The sequence below is a fragment of the Enterovirga sp. genome, from assembly GCF_035325185.1.
In the GTDB taxonomy this organism is placed as follows: domain Bacteria; phylum Pseudomonadota; class Alphaproteobacteria; order Rhizobiales; family Beijerinckiaceae; genus Enterovirga.
Map to the genome: position 1 here is coordinate 1 of NZ_DAOLAJ010000078.1, position 17098 is coordinate 17098.

At 69.4% G+C, this 17098-nt stretch carries 15 protein-coding genes and 2 tRNA genes; 6 read left to right on the plus strand and 11 right to left on the minus strand.

Features of this window, described 5'->3' with window-relative positions; translation table 11 throughout:
- Positions 1-207 precede the first annotated feature (207 nt).
- On the plus strand, positions 208-789 hold the full coding sequence (locus PKD06_RS14230; RefSeq protein WP_324381160.1) for a redoxin family protein: 582 nt from the start codon (positions 208-210) through the stop codon (positions 787-789).
- Between the two features lie 50 nt (positions 790-839).
- Positions 840-1283: a preQ(1) synthase gene (gene queF, locus PKD06_RS14235; protein WP_324381161.1), complete on the plus strand. Its 444-nt coding sequence runs from the start codon at positions 840-842 to the stop codon at positions 1281-1283.
- A gap of 13 nt (positions 1284-1296) precedes the next feature.
- Here the strand turns inward: queF and PKD06_RS14240 are convergent, their stop codons facing one another.
- From PKD06_RS14240 to PKD06_RS14280, 9 genes are all read right to left on the minus strand, one after another.
- Entirely contained in the window at positions 1297-2502 is a 1206-nt protein-coding gene (locus PKD06_RS14240; RefSeq protein WP_324381163.1) for an MFS transporter, read from the minus strand.
- Positions 2499-3353: a 3-deoxy-8-phosphooctulonate synthase gene (kdsA, locus tag PKD06_RS14245; RefSeq protein WP_324381165.1), complete on the minus strand. Its 855-nt coding sequence runs from the start codon at positions 3351-3353 to the stop codon at positions 2499-2501. Before kdsA ends, PKD06_RS14240 begins: the two co-directional genes overlap by 4 nt.
- Before the next feature lie 87 nt (positions 3354-3440).
- On the minus strand, positions 3441-3839 hold the full coding sequence (locus PKD06_RS14250; protein ID WP_324381167.1) for a type II toxin-antitoxin system VapC family toxin: 399 nt from the start codon (positions 3837-3839) through the stop codon (positions 3441-3443).
- Entirely contained in the window at positions 3836-4096 is a 261-nt protein-coding gene (locus PKD06_RS14255; protein ID WP_324381169.1) for a transcriptional regulator, read from the minus strand. Before PKD06_RS14255 ends, PKD06_RS14250 begins: the two co-directional genes overlap by 4 nt.
- 69 nt (positions 4097-4165) lie before the next feature.
- Positions 4166-6931, minus strand: a complete 2766-nt coding sequence (locus PKD06_RS14260) for a valine--tRNA ligase (protein ID WP_324381170.1) — start codon at positions 6929-6931, stop codon at positions 4166-4168.
- 97 nt (positions 6932-7028) lie between these two features.
- A complete protein-coding gene (locus PKD06_RS14265) occupies positions 7029-7724 on the minus strand; it encodes a DUF2497 domain-containing protein (protein ID WP_324381172.1) in 696 nt (231 codons plus the stop codon).
- Between the two features lie 155 nt (positions 7725-7879).
- Positions 7880-9232: a TolC family outer membrane protein gene (locus PKD06_RS14270; RefSeq protein WP_324381174.1), complete on the minus strand. Its 1353-nt coding sequence runs from the start codon at positions 9230-9232 to the stop codon at positions 7880-7882.
- Positions 9233-9466: 234 nt separating this feature from the next.
- Positions 9467-10120 carry a protein-L-isoaspartate O-methyltransferase gene (locus PKD06_RS14275; protein WP_324381177.1) on the minus strand — a complete coding sequence of 218 codons (654 nt, stop codon included), beginning with the start codon at positions 10118-10120 and terminating at the stop codon, positions 9467-9469.
- Positions 10121-10226: 106 nt separating this feature from the next.
- Positions 10227-10300, minus strand: a tRNA-Cys gene (locus tag PKD06_RS14280).
- A gap of 161 nt (positions 10301-10461) precedes the next feature.
- Between PKD06_RS14280 and PKD06_RS14285 the strand changes: the two genes are divergently transcribed.
- Positions 10462-10536: transfer RNA gene (locus PKD06_RS14285), tRNA-Asn, on the plus strand.
- 79 nt (positions 10537-10615) lie between these two features.
- On the opposite strand, the gene PKD06_RS14290 is transcribed toward PKD06_RS14285, so the two are convergent.
- Together PKD06_RS14290 and PKD06_RS14295 are read right to left on the minus strand one after the other, a co-directional pair.
- The gene (locus tag PKD06_RS14290; protein WP_324381179.1) at positions 10616-10783 is read right to left on the minus strand and encodes a hypothetical protein; all 168 of its coding nucleotides are present in this window, start codon (positions 10781-10783) and stop codon (positions 10616-10618) included.
- Positions 10780-12498, minus strand: a complete 1719-nt coding sequence (locus PKD06_RS14295; RefSeq protein ID WP_324381180.1) for a dihydroxy-acid dehydratase — start codon at positions 12496-12498, stop codon at positions 10780-10782. Before PKD06_RS14295 ends, PKD06_RS14290 begins: the two co-directional genes overlap by 4 nt.
- A gap of 210 nt (positions 12499-12708) precedes the next feature.
- Between PKD06_RS14295 and PKD06_RS14300 the strand changes: the two genes are divergently transcribed.
- The 3 genes from PKD06_RS14300 to PKD06_RS14310 form a co-directional block, all read left to right on the plus strand.
- Entirely contained in the window at positions 12709-14463 is a 1755-nt protein-coding gene (locus PKD06_RS14300; protein ID WP_324381182.1) for a flavodoxin domain-containing protein, read from the plus strand.
- A gap of 165 nt (positions 14464-14628) precedes the next feature.
- The gene (locus PKD06_RS14305) at positions 14629-16356 is read left to right on the plus strand and encodes an NADPH-dependent assimilatory sulfite reductase hemoprotein subunit (protein ID WP_324381184.1); all 1728 of its coding nucleotides are present in this window, start codon (positions 14629-14631) and stop codon (positions 16354-16356) included.
- 260 nt (positions 16357-16616) lie between these two features.
- A partial coding sequence (locus tag PKD06_RS14310) for a bifunctional precorrin-2 dehydrogenase/sirohydrochlorin ferrochelatase (RefSeq protein WP_324381185.1) occupies positions 16617-17098 on the plus strand: 482 nt, incomplete at its 3' end.

Genomic DNA, 17098 nt, shown 5'->3' on the forward strand with positions numbered 1-17098 from the left:
GACCACATCAACCTCAACCGTCGGATTGCCGCGGCTGTCCAGAATCTCGCGGGCGGCGATGTCGATGATCGTGGTCATTGCGATGCTCCGTGGTATCGGCCGAGCCGGTAAGGCCACTGCGCAGCCTTCGCAAGGGCCATCGGCGGCGGCGCGCCTCCTGCACGGTTGCCGAAAATTCCTTGGCCGGCTTTTCGGAGAGAGACGCAAATGCCCCATTCCGATGCGCGAGGCCCTCGCGGCGGAGCGGATGCGGGACGCCGCGCCCTGCTGCTCGGGCTGCCGGCCCTGCTTGGGCTGCCGGCCCTGCTCCTGGCCGGCTGCGACAAGGCCGTGGGCACCGTCCTGCCCGAGGTCGAGCTGGCCGGCCTGCCCGGGCTCCCGGCGGCCGACGGGAGCCTCGTCCCGGGCTTCACGCGCGACACGTTCCGACGCGGCCCGGCCCTTCTCAACATCTGGGCCTCCTGGTGTCCCGATTGCCGCGCGGAGCACGACCAGCTCATGCGGCTCGCCCGCGACGGGCGGCGCATGCTCGGCCTCGTCTTCCGCGACAAGCCCGAGGCCGCCGCCTCCTATCTGAGGCGGGCGGGAAATCCCTTCGCGGCGGTCGCGATGGACGACGGAGGCATCGCGCGCCTCCTGGGGCAGAAAGGCGTGCCCTACAGCTACGTGCTCTCCGGCCGGGGCCGCGTCCTCGCCAGGGTGGCAGGCTCCCTGGACGAGCGCGCCATCGCGGAAACCATCATGCCGGCTTTCCGCAAGGCAGCGGGCGAGGGCGCAGCGACGGGGTGAGGCTGCCCGGCGGGGCTTGACGCATTTTCCGGCGCCTCTACCTCCGCCCCATGACAGATCCCCAGCTCGGCCGCCCCGTTCCCCTCCCCCGCTCCCCGGAGGAGGCGCAGCTCGACCGCGTGCCGAACCCGCATCCCGATACCGACTACGTGGCCCGCTTCACGGCGCCCGAATTCACCTCGCTCTGCCCCGTCACCGGCCAGCCGGATTTCGCGATCCTCGTGATCGACTACGTGCCGGGGGCGTGGCTGGTCGAGTCGAAATCGCTGAAGCTGTATCTCACGAGCTTCCGCGATCACGGCGCCTTCCACGAGGATTGCACCGTGGCGATCGGCAAGCGGCTTGCGGCCTTGCTCGAGCCGCGGTGGCTGCGCATCGGCGGCTACTGGTATCCGCGCGGCGGCATCCCGATCGACGTCTTCTGGCAGACGGGGGCACCCCCGGAGGATCTCTGGCTGCCCGACCAGGGGGTCGCGCCCTATCGCGCACGGTAGGGCGGTTTCCGCCTCAGCGGCGCGGCTGGCTCATGGGAGTTCCGAGGATCCGGGCGGCGGCGAGGCCCAGCACGACGAGCCCCGCCGCACAGGCGAGGAGTGCAGGCGCGCGCCCGAGATGGCCGAGAAGCTGCCCGAACACGACCGGCCCGATGGCCTGTCCGACGAAGAAGCCGAAGGCATGCAGCGACACCGCCGAGGCGCGGGCCTCGGGCACGACCTCCGTCATCTGGGTCTGGAACGAATTGTGGAGCATGTAGAAGCCGATTCCGACCACGAACATCGCGGTCGTGGCGACGCTCGCGGGAAGCGCCGGGGCCAGGGCGAGATAGCCGCCGGCGGCGATGAAGCCGCCGAGGCGCAGCATCCGCAGAAGTCCGAGAACCCGGAGCAGCCAGCGCACGATGAGCGTGTAGAGGATGCCGCCGATCGCGAAGCCCGCAATGGCGATGCCGGCCTGGGTGGCCCCGCCCATGCCCGTGCTCTCCAGCATGGCGGCGATATAGGGATGCACGCCGTAGATCAGGATGCCTTCGGCGAAGACGAAGGCCATCAGCCAGCGCACGCGCCCGATGCTGACGATGCGCCGGTAGCGCTTTCCCGCCGAGGCGAAGCTCAGTTCCCCACCCGCGGAGCGATAGCTCCTGAACCCGACGAGCACCGCCGCGGCCGACACGGCGGACACGACGGCCGCGAACAGGAACACGCCCCGCCAGCCGATGGTGTCGGCGACGATCCCGGCCCCGACGCCACCCAGCAATTGCCCCGTCAGGACCGCGGTCAGGAAATTCCCGATCGCGACCTGGCGGTCGGACATCCGCACGCGATCTCCGATCGTGGCGAGGCCCATGGGAATGATGCCCCCCGCCGCCATGCCGGACAGGACCCGGAATCCGAACAGCGTCGGGAGGTTGGGAGCGGCGGCGCAGGCGAAGAGCGTGAGCGTGAGGACCGCCATGACGATCTTGGTGACCAGCTCCTTGCCGAGAGCGTCTCCGATCGGGCCTAGCACGAGCTGGATGAGCGCATAGGGCAGCGCATAGGCCGTCGAGAGCAGCGCGACGTGCAGCGGGTCCGCGGCGAGGTCGCGCGCGATGACGGTGACCATCGGATCGACGAACCGCGTCGCGAGGGCGGAGGCGAAGCCGCAGATCGACAGGATCGCGATCGTGCGCCGGACTTCGGCCGGATGGGAGGCGGGGCCGGCCGGGGCGCTCACCCCCGCCGGCCCTTCGCGACCGCGTCGAAAGCGAGGAGGGTGTCGATCAGCCCGGGCAGATCTTTCAACGGTACCATGTTCGGGCCGTCCGAAGGGGCTTTGTCGGGGTCCTCGTGCGTCTCGATGAAGACGCCCGCGACGCCGACCGCGACGGCCGCCCGCGCGAGGACCGGGACGAAGCGGCGCTCGCCGCCGGAGGTGGTGCCCCTGCCGCCCGGCTGCTGCACGGAATGGGTCGCGTCGAAGATCACCGGCGCGCCGGTCGTCTCGGCCATGATCGGCAGCGCGCGCATGTCGGAGACGAGGGTGTTGTAGCCGAAGGAGGCACCCCGCTCCGTCACCATGACGTTGCGGTTGCCGGCCGAGCGCACCTTCTCGGCGACGTTGCGCATGTCCCAGGGGGCGAGGAACTGGCCCTTCTTCACGTTGACCACCCGCCCCGTCGCCGCCGCGGCGACGAGAAGGTCGGTCTGCCGGCAGAGGAAGGCGGGGATCTGGAGGATGTCGACCACCTCCCCCACCGGCCGGCACTGCTCGATCTCGTGGATATCCGTCGTCACCGGCAGGCCGAAGCGCTGCTTCACCTCGGCGAAGACGGCCATCGCCTTGTCGAGGCCGATGCCGCGCGGGCTCGCGGCGGAGGAGCGGTTCGCCTTGTCGAAGGACGACTTGTAGACGAGCCCGATCCCGGCTTTGTCCGCGATCGCCTTGATGGCCTCGGCCATCTCGAGGGCATGGTCCCAGCTCTGCATGGCGCAGGGGCCGGCGATCAGCGCCAGCGGAAGCCGGTTGCCGAAGCGGACGGAACCGACCTCGACGGTCTGATCGGGGGGCGTGGCGGTCTCGGGCATGCGGCTCGCCTTACGGGGTTCCAAGGCGCGCGGGAAGTGCTCCCATGGCGCCGCCGCGCTGCCAAGGCCGCATGGAGCAGCCGCCGGTCACGACAGCAATTCCGCCGCCTGCCCTTGCGCCGCGACCAGGGCAACCGCCTTCCTGTCGAAGGAGACGAAGACCGCGCCGCCGAGCCTGCGCCCCTCATGGGCGACGATGCCATCGGCGAAATCGCCGCCGCCCTCGAGGATGGCCAGACCGGCCTCGACCGCGGACCGGTCGACGGCGACGTTCTCCGTATCGAGCAGCTTGCGGATCGCCGCGGCGATGTCGCTGCGGGCCACCCCGTATCCACGGGCCAGCACCCAGCAGAATTCGCAAAGCGACTGGAGGCTCACCGCCACGAGATCGGCTGCCGCGAGCGCTTCGGTCGCGCATTCGGCCTGACGCTCGTCATCGGCGACGAAAACCCGCACCAGCACATTCGTATCCGCCGCGATCCTCACGCGTCGCCGGCCGATCCGCCCGCCTCGGCGATCATCTCGTTCATCTCCTCGATCGAGAGCGATCGTCCGTTCGTCCTGCCCTTCAGGAAGGCCCGAAGCTCGTGGAACGAGCCGCGGGGCCGCGAGGCCACGAGTTCCGCCCTGCCCTCGGGCAGGAGACTCAATTCGATCTTGTCTCCCGGCTTGATGCCGAGGTGATGCAGCACCTCCTTTCGGAAGGTGACCTGCCCTCGCGCCGTGACCGTCAGGGTTTTCATGGCGGCCTCCATCACCGGGCCAATATAATGCAAAATTGCATTATAGGCCAGAGACCGCCCTCCTCTTCCTCACTTGAGGTCGCGCAGCCGCGCCAATGCCTCCTCGATCTTGGCGCGGCGCGCGAGGGCGTCGGCGCGGCGCTCGCGCTGCTCCTCCACGACCTCCTCCGGCGCCCGCGACAGGAAGTCGGGCTTGGCGAGCTTCGCACTGATCTTCGCCACCTCGTCGTCGAGCTTCCTGGCCTCGCGCGTCAGGCGCTCGGTCTCGGCGGCGAGGTCGACGATCCCGGCGAGCGGCAGCGCGGCCACCTCCCCGCGCACGACGATCTGGACCGATTGCGGGGGCGCCGCCTCGGCGAAGCCGACCTCCGAGAGACGGGCGAGACGACACAGCGTTTCCGCGTTGCGCTCGGCGCGGGCCTTCGTCTCGGCCGAGGCGGCGACGAGCACCAGCGGCACCTGGGCGCCCGGTGCGACGCCCATCTCGGAACGGACCGAGCGGATCTCCGAGACGAGATCGACGAGCCAGCCGATTTCCGCCTCGGCCCCGGCATCGGCGACGTCGCCGGGCGCGGGCCAGGGCGCGAGCGCGAGGAGGCCACGCCCGCCTTCCCCGGCACGCAGGGCCCAAAGCTCCTCCGTCAGGAAGGGCATGAAGGGATGGAGCAGGGCGAGAACCGTATCGAGCACGAAGGAGATCGTCGCCCGCGCCTCGTTCTTGGCGAGCCCGTCCGGCCCTTGCAGGACGGGCTTGGCGAGTTCGAGATACCAGTCGCAGAAGGTGTTCCAGGTGAAGCGGTAGGCTGCGCCCGCCGCCTCGTTGAAGCGATATTCCTCAATTCCCTTCGTGACTTCGGCGACGGCCTTCGCGCATTCTCCGAGGACCCACCTGTTCAGCCTGTCCTCGACCCGCGCCGGGTCGAACCCGGCGGGTGCCACGGCGCCGTTCATCTCGGCGAAGCGGGCGGCGTTCCAGATCTTTGTCGAGAAATTCCGATATCCCTCAACACGTTGCAGCGAGAGCTTGATGTCGCGTCCCTGCGCCGCCATGGCCGCGAGCGTGAAGCGGAGCGCGTCGGCGCCATAGGTCTCGATCAGTTCCAGCGGGTCGATGACGTTGCCCTTGGACTTCGACATCTTCGCGCCGCGCTCGTCGCGGACGAGGGCGTGGATATAGACCGTGTCGAAGGGCACCCGGTCCGTGCAGTAGAGGCCCATCATCATCATCCGGGCCACCCAGAAGAAGATGATGTCGAAGCCGGTGACGAGCGTCTGCGTGGGATAATAGCGCTCCAGCTCCGGCGTCCGCTCGGGCCAGCCGAGGGTCGAGAACGGCCACAGGGCCGAGGAGAACCAGGTGTCGAGGACGTCCTCGTCGCGCGTGAGAAACCCGTCGAGCTCCTCCGAATCCCTCGCCAGCGCCTCGGCCTCCGCCTCGGTCAGGGTCCCGTTGAGGACGTAATAGGCGAGCGCGTCGGCCGCCGCCTCCTCGCGGTTCTCGGCGACGAAGACGTGGCCGTCCGGCCCGTACCAGGCCGGGATCTGGTGCCCCCACCAGAGCTGCCGCGAGACGGTCCAGGGCTGAATGTTCTCCAGCCATTGGAAATAGGTCTTCTCCCAGTTCTCGGGGACGAACTTCGTCTCGCCCTCCCGCACCGCCGCGAGGGCCCGCTCGGCGAGCCCCGAGACATCCACGAACCACTGGTCGGTGAGATAAGGCTCGATCGGCACGCCCGAGCGGTCGCCGTGCGGCACGGCATGGGTGTGGGGCTCGATCCCGACGAGGTGGCCGCCCTCCTCCAGCATCGTGACGATGCGCTTGCGCGCCTCGGCGCGGTCGAGGCCCTCCATGGCGAGGAGCGCGTCCAGGGTCTCCGAGGGCGGCAGGTCCTTCAGGAAATCGTCGTTCTCGGCGAGGCGCAGCTCGGCTTGCGGCCCGAAGATGTTGATCAGCCGCAGCCCGTGGCGGCGGCCGACCTCGAAATCGTTGAAGTCGTGGGCCGGCGTGATCTTGACCGCGCCCGTCCCCTTCTCGGGATCGGAATAGGAATCGGCGACGATCGGAATCGGACGCCCGACAAGAGGGAGGACGGCATTCTTGCCGATCAGGCCGTTGAAGCGCTCGTCCTCGGGATGCACCGCGACCGCGACGTCGCCGAGCATCGTCTCGGGCCGCGTCGTCGCCACCTCGATATAGCGCCGGGGATCGTCCTCGAGCGGATAGCGGATGTACCAGAGGCTCCCCTTCACCTCGACCTGCTGCACCTCGAGATCGGAGATCGCGGTCGAGAATTTCGGGTCCCAGTTGACGAGCCGCTTGTCGCGATAGGCGAGGCCGTCGCGGTAGAGGCTGACGAAGACCTTCAGGACGGCCCGGCTCAGCCCCTCGTCCATGGTGAAGCGCTCGCGCGACCAGTCGCAGGAGGCGCCCAGGCGCTTGAGCTGGTTGATGATCGTGCCGCCCGATTCCTCCTTCCAGGCCCAGACGCGCTCGACGAAAGCCTCGCGGCCCATCGCGCGGCGATCGGGCTCCTTCGCGGCCGCGAGCTGGCGCTCGACCACCATCTGGGTCGCGATGCCGGCATGGTCGGTGCCGACCTGCCAGAGCACGTCGCGCCCGCGCATGCGCTCGAAGCGGCAGAGGATGTCCTGGATCGTGTTGTTGAGGGCGTGCCCCATATGGAGCGAGCCCGTCACGTTCGGCGGCGGAATGACGATGCAGAAGGGATCGGCCTCGCCGCGATCGGGCCGGCCCGCCCGGAAGGCGCCCGCCTCCTCCCAGCGCGCCGCGATGCGCGCCTCGACGGAGGAGGGGTCGAAGGTCTTGTCGATCATGGAATTGGGGCCGGTTCGGAACGGTGACGCGTCCTTGAACCGGCGCCGGCCCGCTTCGTCAACAAAAACCGGGCCTGCCGCGTGCCCGGCGAAAGTCTCAGCGCTGGCCGCGCGCCACCCGCTGGATCTCGGCCGCCACCAGACGCTCGACCAGCGGGGGCAGGTTGTCGTCGAGCCACGATTTCAGCATGGGCTTCAGCATTTCGCGCACGATGTCCTCGAGCGTGGTCGCGTTCTGGCTCATGATCGTGTGGGACAGGAGGCTGAAAGCCTGGCCGACGCTGGCAGTCGCCTCCTGCGAGATGATCGCCTCGGAGGAGGGCGGCGGGGCGGAAGCCGGCGCCGGGCGCCGGGCGGGCTCGCGCGGCAGGGCAGCCTGCTCCACAGGCGCCCGGGAAGCTTCTTCCACGGCCCGGGGGACGGGCGCAGCGGCCGGCTGCGGGATTGCGGCGAGACGCGGCGGCGCGGGCCTCTCCGGCTCGGGGACAGCGAGCACGGGCACGGCCGCACTCTCCGGGGCCGGCTGGGGCGCAGGCGCGAAAGACATGTCGGGCAAATCGGTCCCGTGCCCCGTCTCGCCTTCCCGCGGATCCTGGAAATCGGCGAGGTCGAGCACCGCGTCCCGCTCTTCTTCCTCCGGCACGTCGTCCCCGGCAGGCGCGCCAGCCTCGGCCGCGACCGGATCGGCGTCGATGTCGGGCGCCTTCTCGTCGTCATCCGCGATGATCCTGCGGATGGAGGCCAGGATCTCCTCCATCGTCGGATCGGTGGTCTTCGCGGAAGCGGCGCTCATCGGGCTGATCCCTCCGTATGGTGCGGAGCCCGCCGCGGCAGCGGCTGCGCCGCCCGAGAATCAAGGCGTCGGAGAACTATTCCACGCCGACTCGCCGGATCAAGCGAGCCGAAGCCCGGCTCACAGGGACTTTCGGGGGCGGCGCCCCCGCAAGCTCAGCGTCCGTCCGGCGTCGTCAGCCCCCACGGGAGATCGCGGACCTGATCGTAATGCAGCTTGGCGCTGTACAGCTCGACCCTCAGGCCGAGGGTGCGCGCGCTCAGCCGCCCGATCGCACCCGCGACGGCATAGGAGGCCACCACGCGGTCGCGCTGCGAGGTGATCAGCGTGACCTGGGCGTTCAGCAATTCCTGCTGCTGGTTGAGGATGTCGAGCGTCGTGCGCTGGCCGACCCTGGCCTCCTCGCGCACGCCGATGAGCGCGATCCGGGCGGCCTCGACCTGCGCCTGGGCGGCCAGGATGCTGGCCTTGGCGGCTTCGAGCCCGCCCCAGGCGGAGACGATCGCGGCGCGCACTTGGTCGCGGACCCCCTCGGCCTCCATCCGCCTCTGCCCCACGGTCTCCTTGGCCTGGCGCACGCGCGCGTAAACCTCGCCGCCCGTATAGATCGGCACGGAAAGCTGGCCCACGATCGAGGCGGAGGCGAAGCGGTCGCCGGCCAGTTGCTGGTCCCAGGACTGGGCCACGCTGCCGACGACGTTGAGGGTCGGGGCGAGTTCGCCCTCGGTGATCTTCACCTGGTATTCCGCGGCATCGACCGCATGCAGGGCAGCGATGACGGCGGGATGCTCCTCGAGGCCGATCTGCACCGCGGCCGTCAGCGTGCGCGGGACGAGCCGGTCGACCGGCGCGCCGGTCGCCAGATGGCGCGGCTCCACGCCGATGACCTGCCGATAGGCGGCGATCGAGGTTTGCAGCGCCGATTCGGCGGCGCTCACCTGGGAGCGCGCCTGAGCGAGGCGCGATTCCGCCTGCGCGACGTCCGTGCGCGTCACCTCGCCGACCTTGAAGCGGATCCTGGTCTGTTCGAGCTGCTGCTCCAGGACGTCCCGGTTGTTGCGCTGGAGGTCCAGGATGGCCGTGTCGCGCAGGACGTTCATATAGGCCTGAGCGCCGGTGAAGAGCGTGTTCGCTTCCGTATTGCGCAGCGATTCGCGGGCGCCGAGAACCTGCGACTCGGCTTGGCGGGTCGAGTTGGAGGTGCGAAATCCGTTGAACAGGTTCTGGTTGACCTGGATGCCGACGGTCGAGGGAAGCGTCGTCTGGTGCAGGGCGCGCCCCCCGGTGATGCCGTCGAGCCCCTGGATGCCGCTATTGGCGATCGCGGTCACGGAGGGACGGTACCCGGACAGGGCGCGCGGAACGTTCTCGTCCGTCGCCCGCACGGAGGCGCGCTGGCCGCCGAGGGTCGGATTGCCGATATAGGCCCGCGAAAGCGCCGACGGGATGGTCTCGGCCTTGGCCGGCGCATCCGCGAGCAGCAATGGGGCGCCGATCAGGGCGAGCAAGCGCCCAGCCCGCCCTAAGGGTCGATATAGTACCAACGCGATGCCTGCCTGAAGCCGTTCCGGGTCGTCGGACCGTTCGGGTCGCCCCGTCCGATACCGCGCCGGCTATCTTTGCCGGCATGGTATCTTACCACCCGGCTCAAGAAAGCGGGCCGGCCGCTTCTCCCCGACGTTTGTGGGGCCGGTGCCGCAAAAAGGCGACACCACGGGTGCGACGACGCACCTGGAAGCTGGTCAGAAGCTGAAGGCGGGCTCCGGCCGGAAGGCGGCGAGCACGGGCGCCGTCACGTCGAAAACGGCGCGGTAGCCGATCCCCGAACCCGATCTGACATAGAGCATGGCGCGGCCGACCCCTCCTTCGCGCGAGACGCAGGCGAGGCGGCCGCCATTGGCGAGCTGGTCGAGAAGGGCTTCCGGGCGCAGCTCGGTCGCGCCGTTGATCAGGATGCACTCGAAGGGGCCGTCCGCACGGGCGCCCTCTCCGAGGGGGCCGGTCCTGACCGGGACCGCGGATCCGAGATTCGCAGCCGCCGCGGCGGCCAGATCCGCGCGGGATTCCAGGAGCACAGGCTTCGCCCCGAGGGCGACGAAAAGAGCGGAGGAGTAGCCGAGGCCGCCGCCGACATCGAGAACCTTGTCGTCCTCCTGGACCTCCAGCGCCTGGAGCAGCCGGGCCATGGTCATGGGGGCCAGCATCACCCGCGGATCGGCCTCGTCCCCGTCCAGGATCAGGTTGCGGTCGAGATAAGCCAGCGCCTCGCGGCCGGGCGGCACGAAACGCTCGCGCGGCACCTCCGCCATGGCCGCCAGGACGGCGCGATCGCTGACGTCGAAGGTACGCAGTTGGCAATCCACCATCGTGCGACGCGCTGCATCGAATGAAGTCATGACACGCTCCGGCCGTCCCATCGGCTTGTCGGAGATCGGGCGGCAGAATGCAAGCCGTCGAGAGCGTGAATGGCCGAGCCCGAGCCGGCGGGATTCAGCGAAAAGATGGAGGCCTCGCCCGGAATCGAACCGGGGTGCAAGGATTTGCAGTCCTCTGCGTAACCACTCCGCCACGAGGCCGACGCGCCCTTGGGGAGGGGCGGCGCGCCTGCAATAGCCATCCGGCGGGCAGAGGGCAACCACCAAAGAGCGCCGCCCAGGGGCTCCAGGAAGAAACGAGCCGGAACCGGATTGGAACCCCTTGCGCGACGCGGCCCGACTCTGTATCCCCCGCCCCGTGATCCGCGGTAGCTCAGTGGTAGAGCAGCCGGCTGTTAACCGGCTGGTCGTAGGTTCGAATCCTACCCGCGGAGCCAGATGATCTCCCGACACCATTGAAATCACGGCGGGTCTCGGCTCGTGGCGGAAGCCTGCTTCCGCACGCCCGCCCATCCATTAGATCAGCTCGGCCTGTTCCCTCATGAGCGTCATGGCCGGGCCCGTCCCGGCCATCCACGCCTTTCCGCGGACATTGCGGTAGACGGCTCGCAAGCGGCTGCCGCGCTCGTGGATGGCCGGGACGAGCCCGGCCATGACGATCCAGAGATAAAGAAGCGGTCTCAAAGCCGCTCGGGGTGAGCGAGCAGGGAATCGAAATCGCAGCCTTGGTCGGCGAGGAGCACCTCGTTGCGATAGATGCGCGCATAGCCGCGGGCGGCCTCGAAGGGTCGCACGGGCATCGTCTTCCTCCGCTCCGCCATCTCCGCCTCGCCGACGAGAAGATCGATGCGCCGCTCCCTCACCGAGACGCGGATGCGGTCGCCGCTCCTGACGAAGGCGAGCGGGCCGCCGGAGGCCGCGTCGGGCGAGACATGGAGCACGATGGTGCCATAGGCGGTGCCGGACATGCGCGCATCCGAGATGCGGACCATGTCCTTGAGCCCGGCGGCCGCAAGCTTCCGGGGGATCGGCAGGTAGCCGGCCTCGGGCATGCCGGAGGGCGAGAGAGGCCCGGCATTCTGGAGCACCAGAAAATCCTCCGCCGTCACGTCGAGATCGGGATCGTCGATCCGCGCGGCGAGGTCCTCGAGCGAGGAGAAGACGACGGCCCGCCCCTCCTTCTCGAAGAGGGCGGGATCGGCCGCCGCCCGCTTCAGGATCGCGCCGCGCGGCGCGAGCGAGCCGAACAGCGCGACGAGGCCGCCCTCGGGCTGGAGCGGCTCCTCGAAGGAGCGCACGACCTTGCGGTCCACCCAGGCATCCTGCAAATCGAGCCGCTCGCGCAGGGTCCGGCCCGAGGAGGTCATGCAGTCGAGATGGAGAAGGGGCCGCAATTCCCGCATCACAGCGCCGATGCCGCCGGCCGCGTGCAGATCCTCCATGTAGTAGGAGCCGGTGGGCTTGAGATCGACGAGGACCGGCGTCGTGTCGGACAGCTCGTTCAGCCGGTTGAGGTCGAGCTTGATCCCCGCCCGCCCGGCAATGGCGGTCAGGTGGATGATGGCGTTCGTCGAGCCGGAGATCGCCAGCAGCACGCGCAGCGCGTTCTCGATCGATTCCGCCGTGACGATGTCGCGAATCGTGATGCCGGCCCGGACGAGATCGAGGATCGCCGCGCCCGAGGCCTCGGCCGCGCGCAGGCGGTCGGCATGGACGGCGGGGATGGCGGCGGTGCCCGGCAGCAGCATGCCGAGCGCCTCGGAGAGCGAGGCCATGGTGGAGGCCGTGCCCATCACCGCGCAGGTGCCGGCCGTGACGACGAGATTGCCCTCGACCTCCTCGATGCGCTCCTCGTCGATCTCGCCCGCCCGGTACTTGGCCCAATAGCGCCGGCAATCGGTGCAGGCGCCCAGGCGCTCGCCGCGATATTGGTTGGTCGATTGCGGGCCGGTCACGACCTGGATCGCGGGCAGCCCGGCCGAGAGGGCGCCCATGAGCTGCGCCGGCACGGTCTTGTCGCAGCCCCCGATCAGCACGACCCCGTCCATGGGCTGGCCGCGAATCATCTCCTCGGTGTCGATGGACATGAGGTTGCGGAAGAAGAGGGCGGTGGGGTTGAGATAGGGCTCGCCGAGCGAGATCGTCGGGAACTCGAGCGGCAGGCCACCCGAGGCGAGGACGCCGCGCTTCACGGCCGCCACCAGGTCCGGCACGCCGCGATGGCAGTTGTTGAACTCGCTGTAGGTCGAGGCGATGCCGATCACGGGCTTGCGCAGAAGCCCGGTGCCGAACCCCATCGAGCGCGCATTGGCGAGCCGCAGGTAGCGGGCGAAATCGGTGTCGCCGTAGTTGGTGAGGCCGCGCGACAATCCCACGGGCTCGCTCGGATCGTTCGACATGGGTGCGCGCTATCCTCGCCGGCCGGACGGATTGTCTGGAAGCTGTCCAGGGTGGCCAGTTTCCATTCCCCGCCCCGCCCCCGCAAGAGGGAACGGAGAAGAAACCTCTCTCCGGCATGGGAAGGAAACAGATGATCTTCTCCCGGAGAAGAGAAATTCAACGACTTGATCTCATTGAGTTTTCTTAAAGCAGGACGTAGATGTCGGGGCGTGAACAGCCTCGCATTACTCCCACGAACCGCGCCTTTCGGCGATGATGATCTCCAGAGCCTGGAGCGTGTGCTCGCCCCCGCGACGCCGACGCAGCGAGCATGGCTCTCGGGCTTCCTCGCCGGTCTCGATTCCCGTGCGGGAGTCGCCGCCCCGCTCCCGGCGGCGGCTCCCGTGGCGGCCGAGCCGCTGACGGTCCTCTTCGCCAGCGAGTCCGGCAACAGCGAGCGCCTGGCGGGCGACCTCGCCAAGGCGGCACGCAAGCAGGGCTTCAAGCCGAAGGTGGTCGATTTCGCCGATCTCGACGTGAGCAGCCTTGCGGGCGCCGGCAAGATCGTCGTGATCGCGGCGACCTGGGGCGAGGGCGAGCCTCCCGGCCGGGCGGCGCGCGGCTATTCGGCCCTGATGGGCGAGGCTGCGCCGCGTCTCGAGGGGGTGGAATTCGGCGTCCTGGCGCTCGGCGACACCGCCTATGCGGAATTCTGCGCAGTCGGCAAGGCGATCGATGCGCGGCTGGAGGCGCTCGGCGGCAAGCGGGCCGTGCAGCGGGTCGATCTCGACCTCGATTTCGAGGCCGGGGCCTCGGCCTGGATCAAGGGCGCGCTGACGACTCTCGCGCCTGCCGCTCCGGCGGCGGGCAACGTCGTCGCGGTGGATTTCGGGCGCGCCGAGGCGGCTCCTTCCCGCAATCCGGTCGAAGCGGAGGTGATCGAGCATATCGATCTCAATTCCTCTCGATCGGAGAAGGAGACGATCCATCTCGCCCTCGAATTCGAGGGCGCCGCGCCGGCCTACGAGCCGGGCGATTCGCTCGAGCTTTTCCCGCAGAACGATCCGGCCCTGGTCGAGCGCGTCCTCGCCGCGGCCGGGCTCGCGGCGGATGGCGGGCTGCGGGCCACCCTGACCGGCGAGCGGGACATCTCGACCCTGTCGGCCGTGACGCTCGACCGCTTCGTCAAAGCGACGGGACATGGCGGCGCCAAGGCGCTGGTCGAGGACGGCCGGGTCCGCGAATGGATCGAGGGCCGCCACCTTGTCGACCTCCTGGAGACGTTCCCGGCGACGCTCTCGGCGGCGCAGCTCGCCGAGATCACCCGGCCCCTGCCGCCGCGGGCCTATTCCATCGCCTCGTCCCGCAAGGAGGTGGGCGAGGAGGCGCATCTTCTCGTCTCGGCCGTTCGCTACGAGACCCATGGCCAGCAGCGCGCCGGGGTCGCTTCGACTTTCGTCGCGGATCGCCTGCGGGCGGGCTCCACGGTCAAGGTGCGCGTGAAGGCGAACAGGCATTTCCGCCTCCCGGCGGATCCCGCGACCGACATCGTCATGGTCGGGCCCGGCACCGGAGTGGCCCCCTTCCGCGCCTTCGTCCAGGAGCGCCGGGCAATCGGAGCGGGCGGGCGGAGCTGGCTCTTCTTCGGCGACCGCTCCTTCACCCACGATTTCCTATACCAGACGGAATGGCAGGACGCGCTGAAGGAAGGCGCGCTGACCCGGATCGACCTCGCCTTCTCCCGCGACCAGCCGGAAAAGATCTACGTCCAGCACAAGATCCGCGACCGCCGGCGCGATCTCGTGGATTGGCTGGAGGGCGGCGCGGTCTTCTATGTCTGCGGCGACGCCAAGGCCATGGCCCGGGACGTGCGCGCCGCGCTGGTTTCCGCCTATGCCGAGGTCAAGGCTCTCTCGCCGGAGGGCGCCGAGGCTGCCGTCGCCGCGCTCGAGACGGGCGGCCGCTATCTGACCGACGTCTATTGAGCCGCCACGCCCTTGCCTTCCTCGGGGAGAAAGGGCAGCGCGGAAAGCTGACGGACGAGGGGTGAAGCTCCGCCCCTTGTCGTGTCGCGCCCTCCATCCGACCCCGGGACGAGCCCCCGGGCCATCTTCCCCGGAAAGGGGGAAGGGACGCGTGCGAGATCGACCATGACCACCGAGACAGAGCCGAAGCTCTCCCGCAACGAATATCTCAAGGAAGCCTCGAACTTCCTGCGCGGGACCATCGCCGAGGGGCTTCTGGCCGAGGCGACCGGCAATATCGCCGAGGACGACCACCAGCTCGTCAAGTTCCACGGCATGTATGTCCAGGACGACCGCGACCTGCGGCCGGAGCGGACGAAGAAGAAGCTGGAGAAAGCCTTCTCCTTCATGATCCGCCTGCGCATCGTGGGCGGCGTCGTCACCCCCGCCCAATGGCTGAAGCTCGACGGGATCGCCACGAACTACGCCAACGGCACGCTCCGCGCGACGACGCGGCAGACCTTCCAGTATCACGGCGTCATCAAGCACAACCTGAAGCGCGTCATGAAGGAGATCGACGGCGCGCTCCTCGATACGATCGCGGCCTGCGGCGACGTCAACCGCAACGTGCTCGCCGTGACGAACCCGCATCAATCGGGCACCCACAAGGCGGCCTATGACCTGGCCTGCGAGATCGCCGGCCATCTCCTGCCACGCACCGGAGCCTGGCGCGAGATCTGGCTCGACGGCGAGAAGGTCGCGGGCGGCGAGGTCGAGGAGGAGCCGATCCTCGGCAAGACCTATCTGCCGCGCAAGTTCAAGACCGTCGTGGCCGTGCCGCCCTCGAACGAGGTCGACATCTTCGCCCACGATCTCGGCTTCATCGCCATCCTCGACGAGAAGGGCGGGTTGAGCGGCTGGAACGTCACGGTCGGCGGCGGCATGGGCATGACCCACGGCGAGCCGGAGACCTATCCGCGCACGGCCGACCTCATGTTCTTCTGCGAGCCCGAATGGGCGGTCCGCGTGGCCGAGGCGGTGGTCACGGTGCAGCGCGACTGGGGCGACCGGCGCGACCGCAAGCAGGCCCGCCTGAAATACACGATCGACAAGCACGGCCTCGCCGCCTTCCGGGCCGAGGTCGAGAAGCGGCTCGGCCGCGCCTTCGAGGACCCCCGGCCCTTCACGTTCGAGGATAACGGCGACCGCTACGGCTGGACGACCGGCGAGAACGGCCGCCATCACCTGACGCTCTTCATCGAGAACGGCCGCGTCGCCGACCGCCCCGGCGGGCCGCAGCTCCTCACCGGCCTGCGCGAGATCGCGAAGATCCATGACGGCGAGTTCCGCCTGACGGCGAACCAGAACGTCATCATCGCCAATGTCTCGGACGAGAAGCGCGCGGAGATCGTGGCGCTGGTCGAGCGCCACGGTCTCGACCGCCACGCCTCGACGCTCCGCCGCAACGCCATGGCCTGCGTCGCGCTGCCGACCTGCGGCCTCGCCCTCGCCGAGAGCGAGCGCTACCTGCCGAGCCTCATCACCCTGCTGGACGAACGCCTCGCGGCCCACGGGCTCGGGGGCGAGCCGATCACCATCCGCATGACCGGCTGCCCGAACGGCTGCGCACGGCCCTATCTCGCGGAGATCGGCCTCGTCGGCAAAGGGCCGGGGCGCTACAACCTCTATCTCGGCGCCGCCTTCGACGGCTCGCGACTCTCGAAGCTTTATCTCGACAACGCCGAGGAAGCCGCGATCGTAGCGGCCCTTGACCCGGTCTTCGCCGCCTTCGCGCGCGAGCGCCGGCCGGGCGAGCGCTTTGGGGATTTCGTGATCCGGGCCGGCTTCGTGGCGCAGACCCGCAACGGCCTCGATTTCCACGACCACACCGGCGCGCTGAAGCAGGCGGCCTGACGGCCCGCTCGCAACGCGCCGTCATTCCGGGGCCGCCTCTCGGCGATTTGGAATGACGGCGGCCCTCCTTTTGTCATTCCCGGCAGCCCGAAGGGCCGGGAAGGGAATCCAGGGCCTTCTGCGAGCCGTCTGGATCCCCTTCCCCTCCGCTTCGCTCCGGCCGGGGATGACAGGGGAGTCCACCTGATCGCCTCCTCGCCATCGAACTGAGTTGATGACGGAGGGCGCCGGCGGGGCATGTTTCCTGCCTGGACAAAGCCATGACCCCGACCCTCGTCTTCCCCGCCCTCGCCGCGCCAGCCCGCCTCGCCCCGCTCGCGAAGCTGCCGATCTTCGTCGATCTCGCCGGCCGGCGGGCGGTGCTCGCCGGAGGCGGCGCGCCGGCCGTCTGGAAGGCCGAGCTTCTGGCGGCGGCCGGCGCGCAGGTGGAGATCCTGGCCGAGACGCCGCATGAGGATCTCGCCGCCTTCGCCGCGTCCCATCCGCAGGTCCGGCTTCGCCGCCGGCCCTGGCGGCCCGACGACCTCGACGGCGCAGCCCTCGTGGTCGCCGATTGCGGGGAGCCCGAGGAGGCCGAGCGCCTGAGGCGCGCCGCCCGCGAGCGGGGGCTGATGCTGAACGTCATTGACCGGCCGCAGGACTGCGACTTCCAGTTCGGCACGATCGTCAACCGCTCGCCCGTTGTCATCGGCATCATGACGGACGGCGCCGCGCCGATCCTGGGACAGGCCATCCGCCGCCG

Excerpts from the sequence above, each read along its gene's own strand:
- PKD06_RS14230 (WP_324381160.1), top strand. The coding sequence starts at position 208 with ATGCCCCATTCCGATGCGCGAGGCCCTCGCGGCGGAGCGGATGCGGGA.
- queF (WP_324381161.1), top strand. The coding sequence starts at position 840 with ATGACAGATCCCCAGCTCGGCCGCCCCGTTCCCCTCCCCCGCTCCCCG.
- kdsA (WP_324381165.1), bottom strand. The coding sequence starts at position 3,353 with ATGCCCGAGACCGCCACGCCCCCCGATCAGACCGTCGAGGTCGGTTCC.
- PKD06_RS14255 (WP_324381169.1), bottom strand. The coding sequence starts at position 4,096 with ATGAAAACCCTGACGGTCACGGCGCGAGGGCAGGTCACCTTCCGAAAG.
- PKD06_RS14260 (WP_324381170.1), bottom strand. The coding sequence starts at position 6,931 with ATGATCGACAAGACCTTCGACCCCTCCTCCGTCGAGGCGCGCATCGCG.
- PKD06_RS14265 (WP_324381172.1), bottom strand. The coding sequence starts at position 7,724 with ATGAGCGCCGCTTCCGCGAAGACCACCGATCCGACGATGGAGGAGATC.
- PKD06_RS14275 (WP_324381177.1), bottom strand. The coding sequence starts at position 10,120 with ATGACTTCATTCGATGCAGCGCGTCGCACGATGGTGGATTGCCAACTG.
- PKD06_RS14295 (WP_324381180.1), bottom strand. The coding sequence starts at position 12,498 with ATGTCGAACGATCCGAGCGAGCCCGTGGGATTGTCGCGCGGCCTCACC.
- PKD06_RS14305 (WP_324381184.1), top strand. The coding sequence starts at position 14,629 with ATGACCACCGAGACAGAGCCGAAGCTCTCCCGCAACGAATATCTCAAG.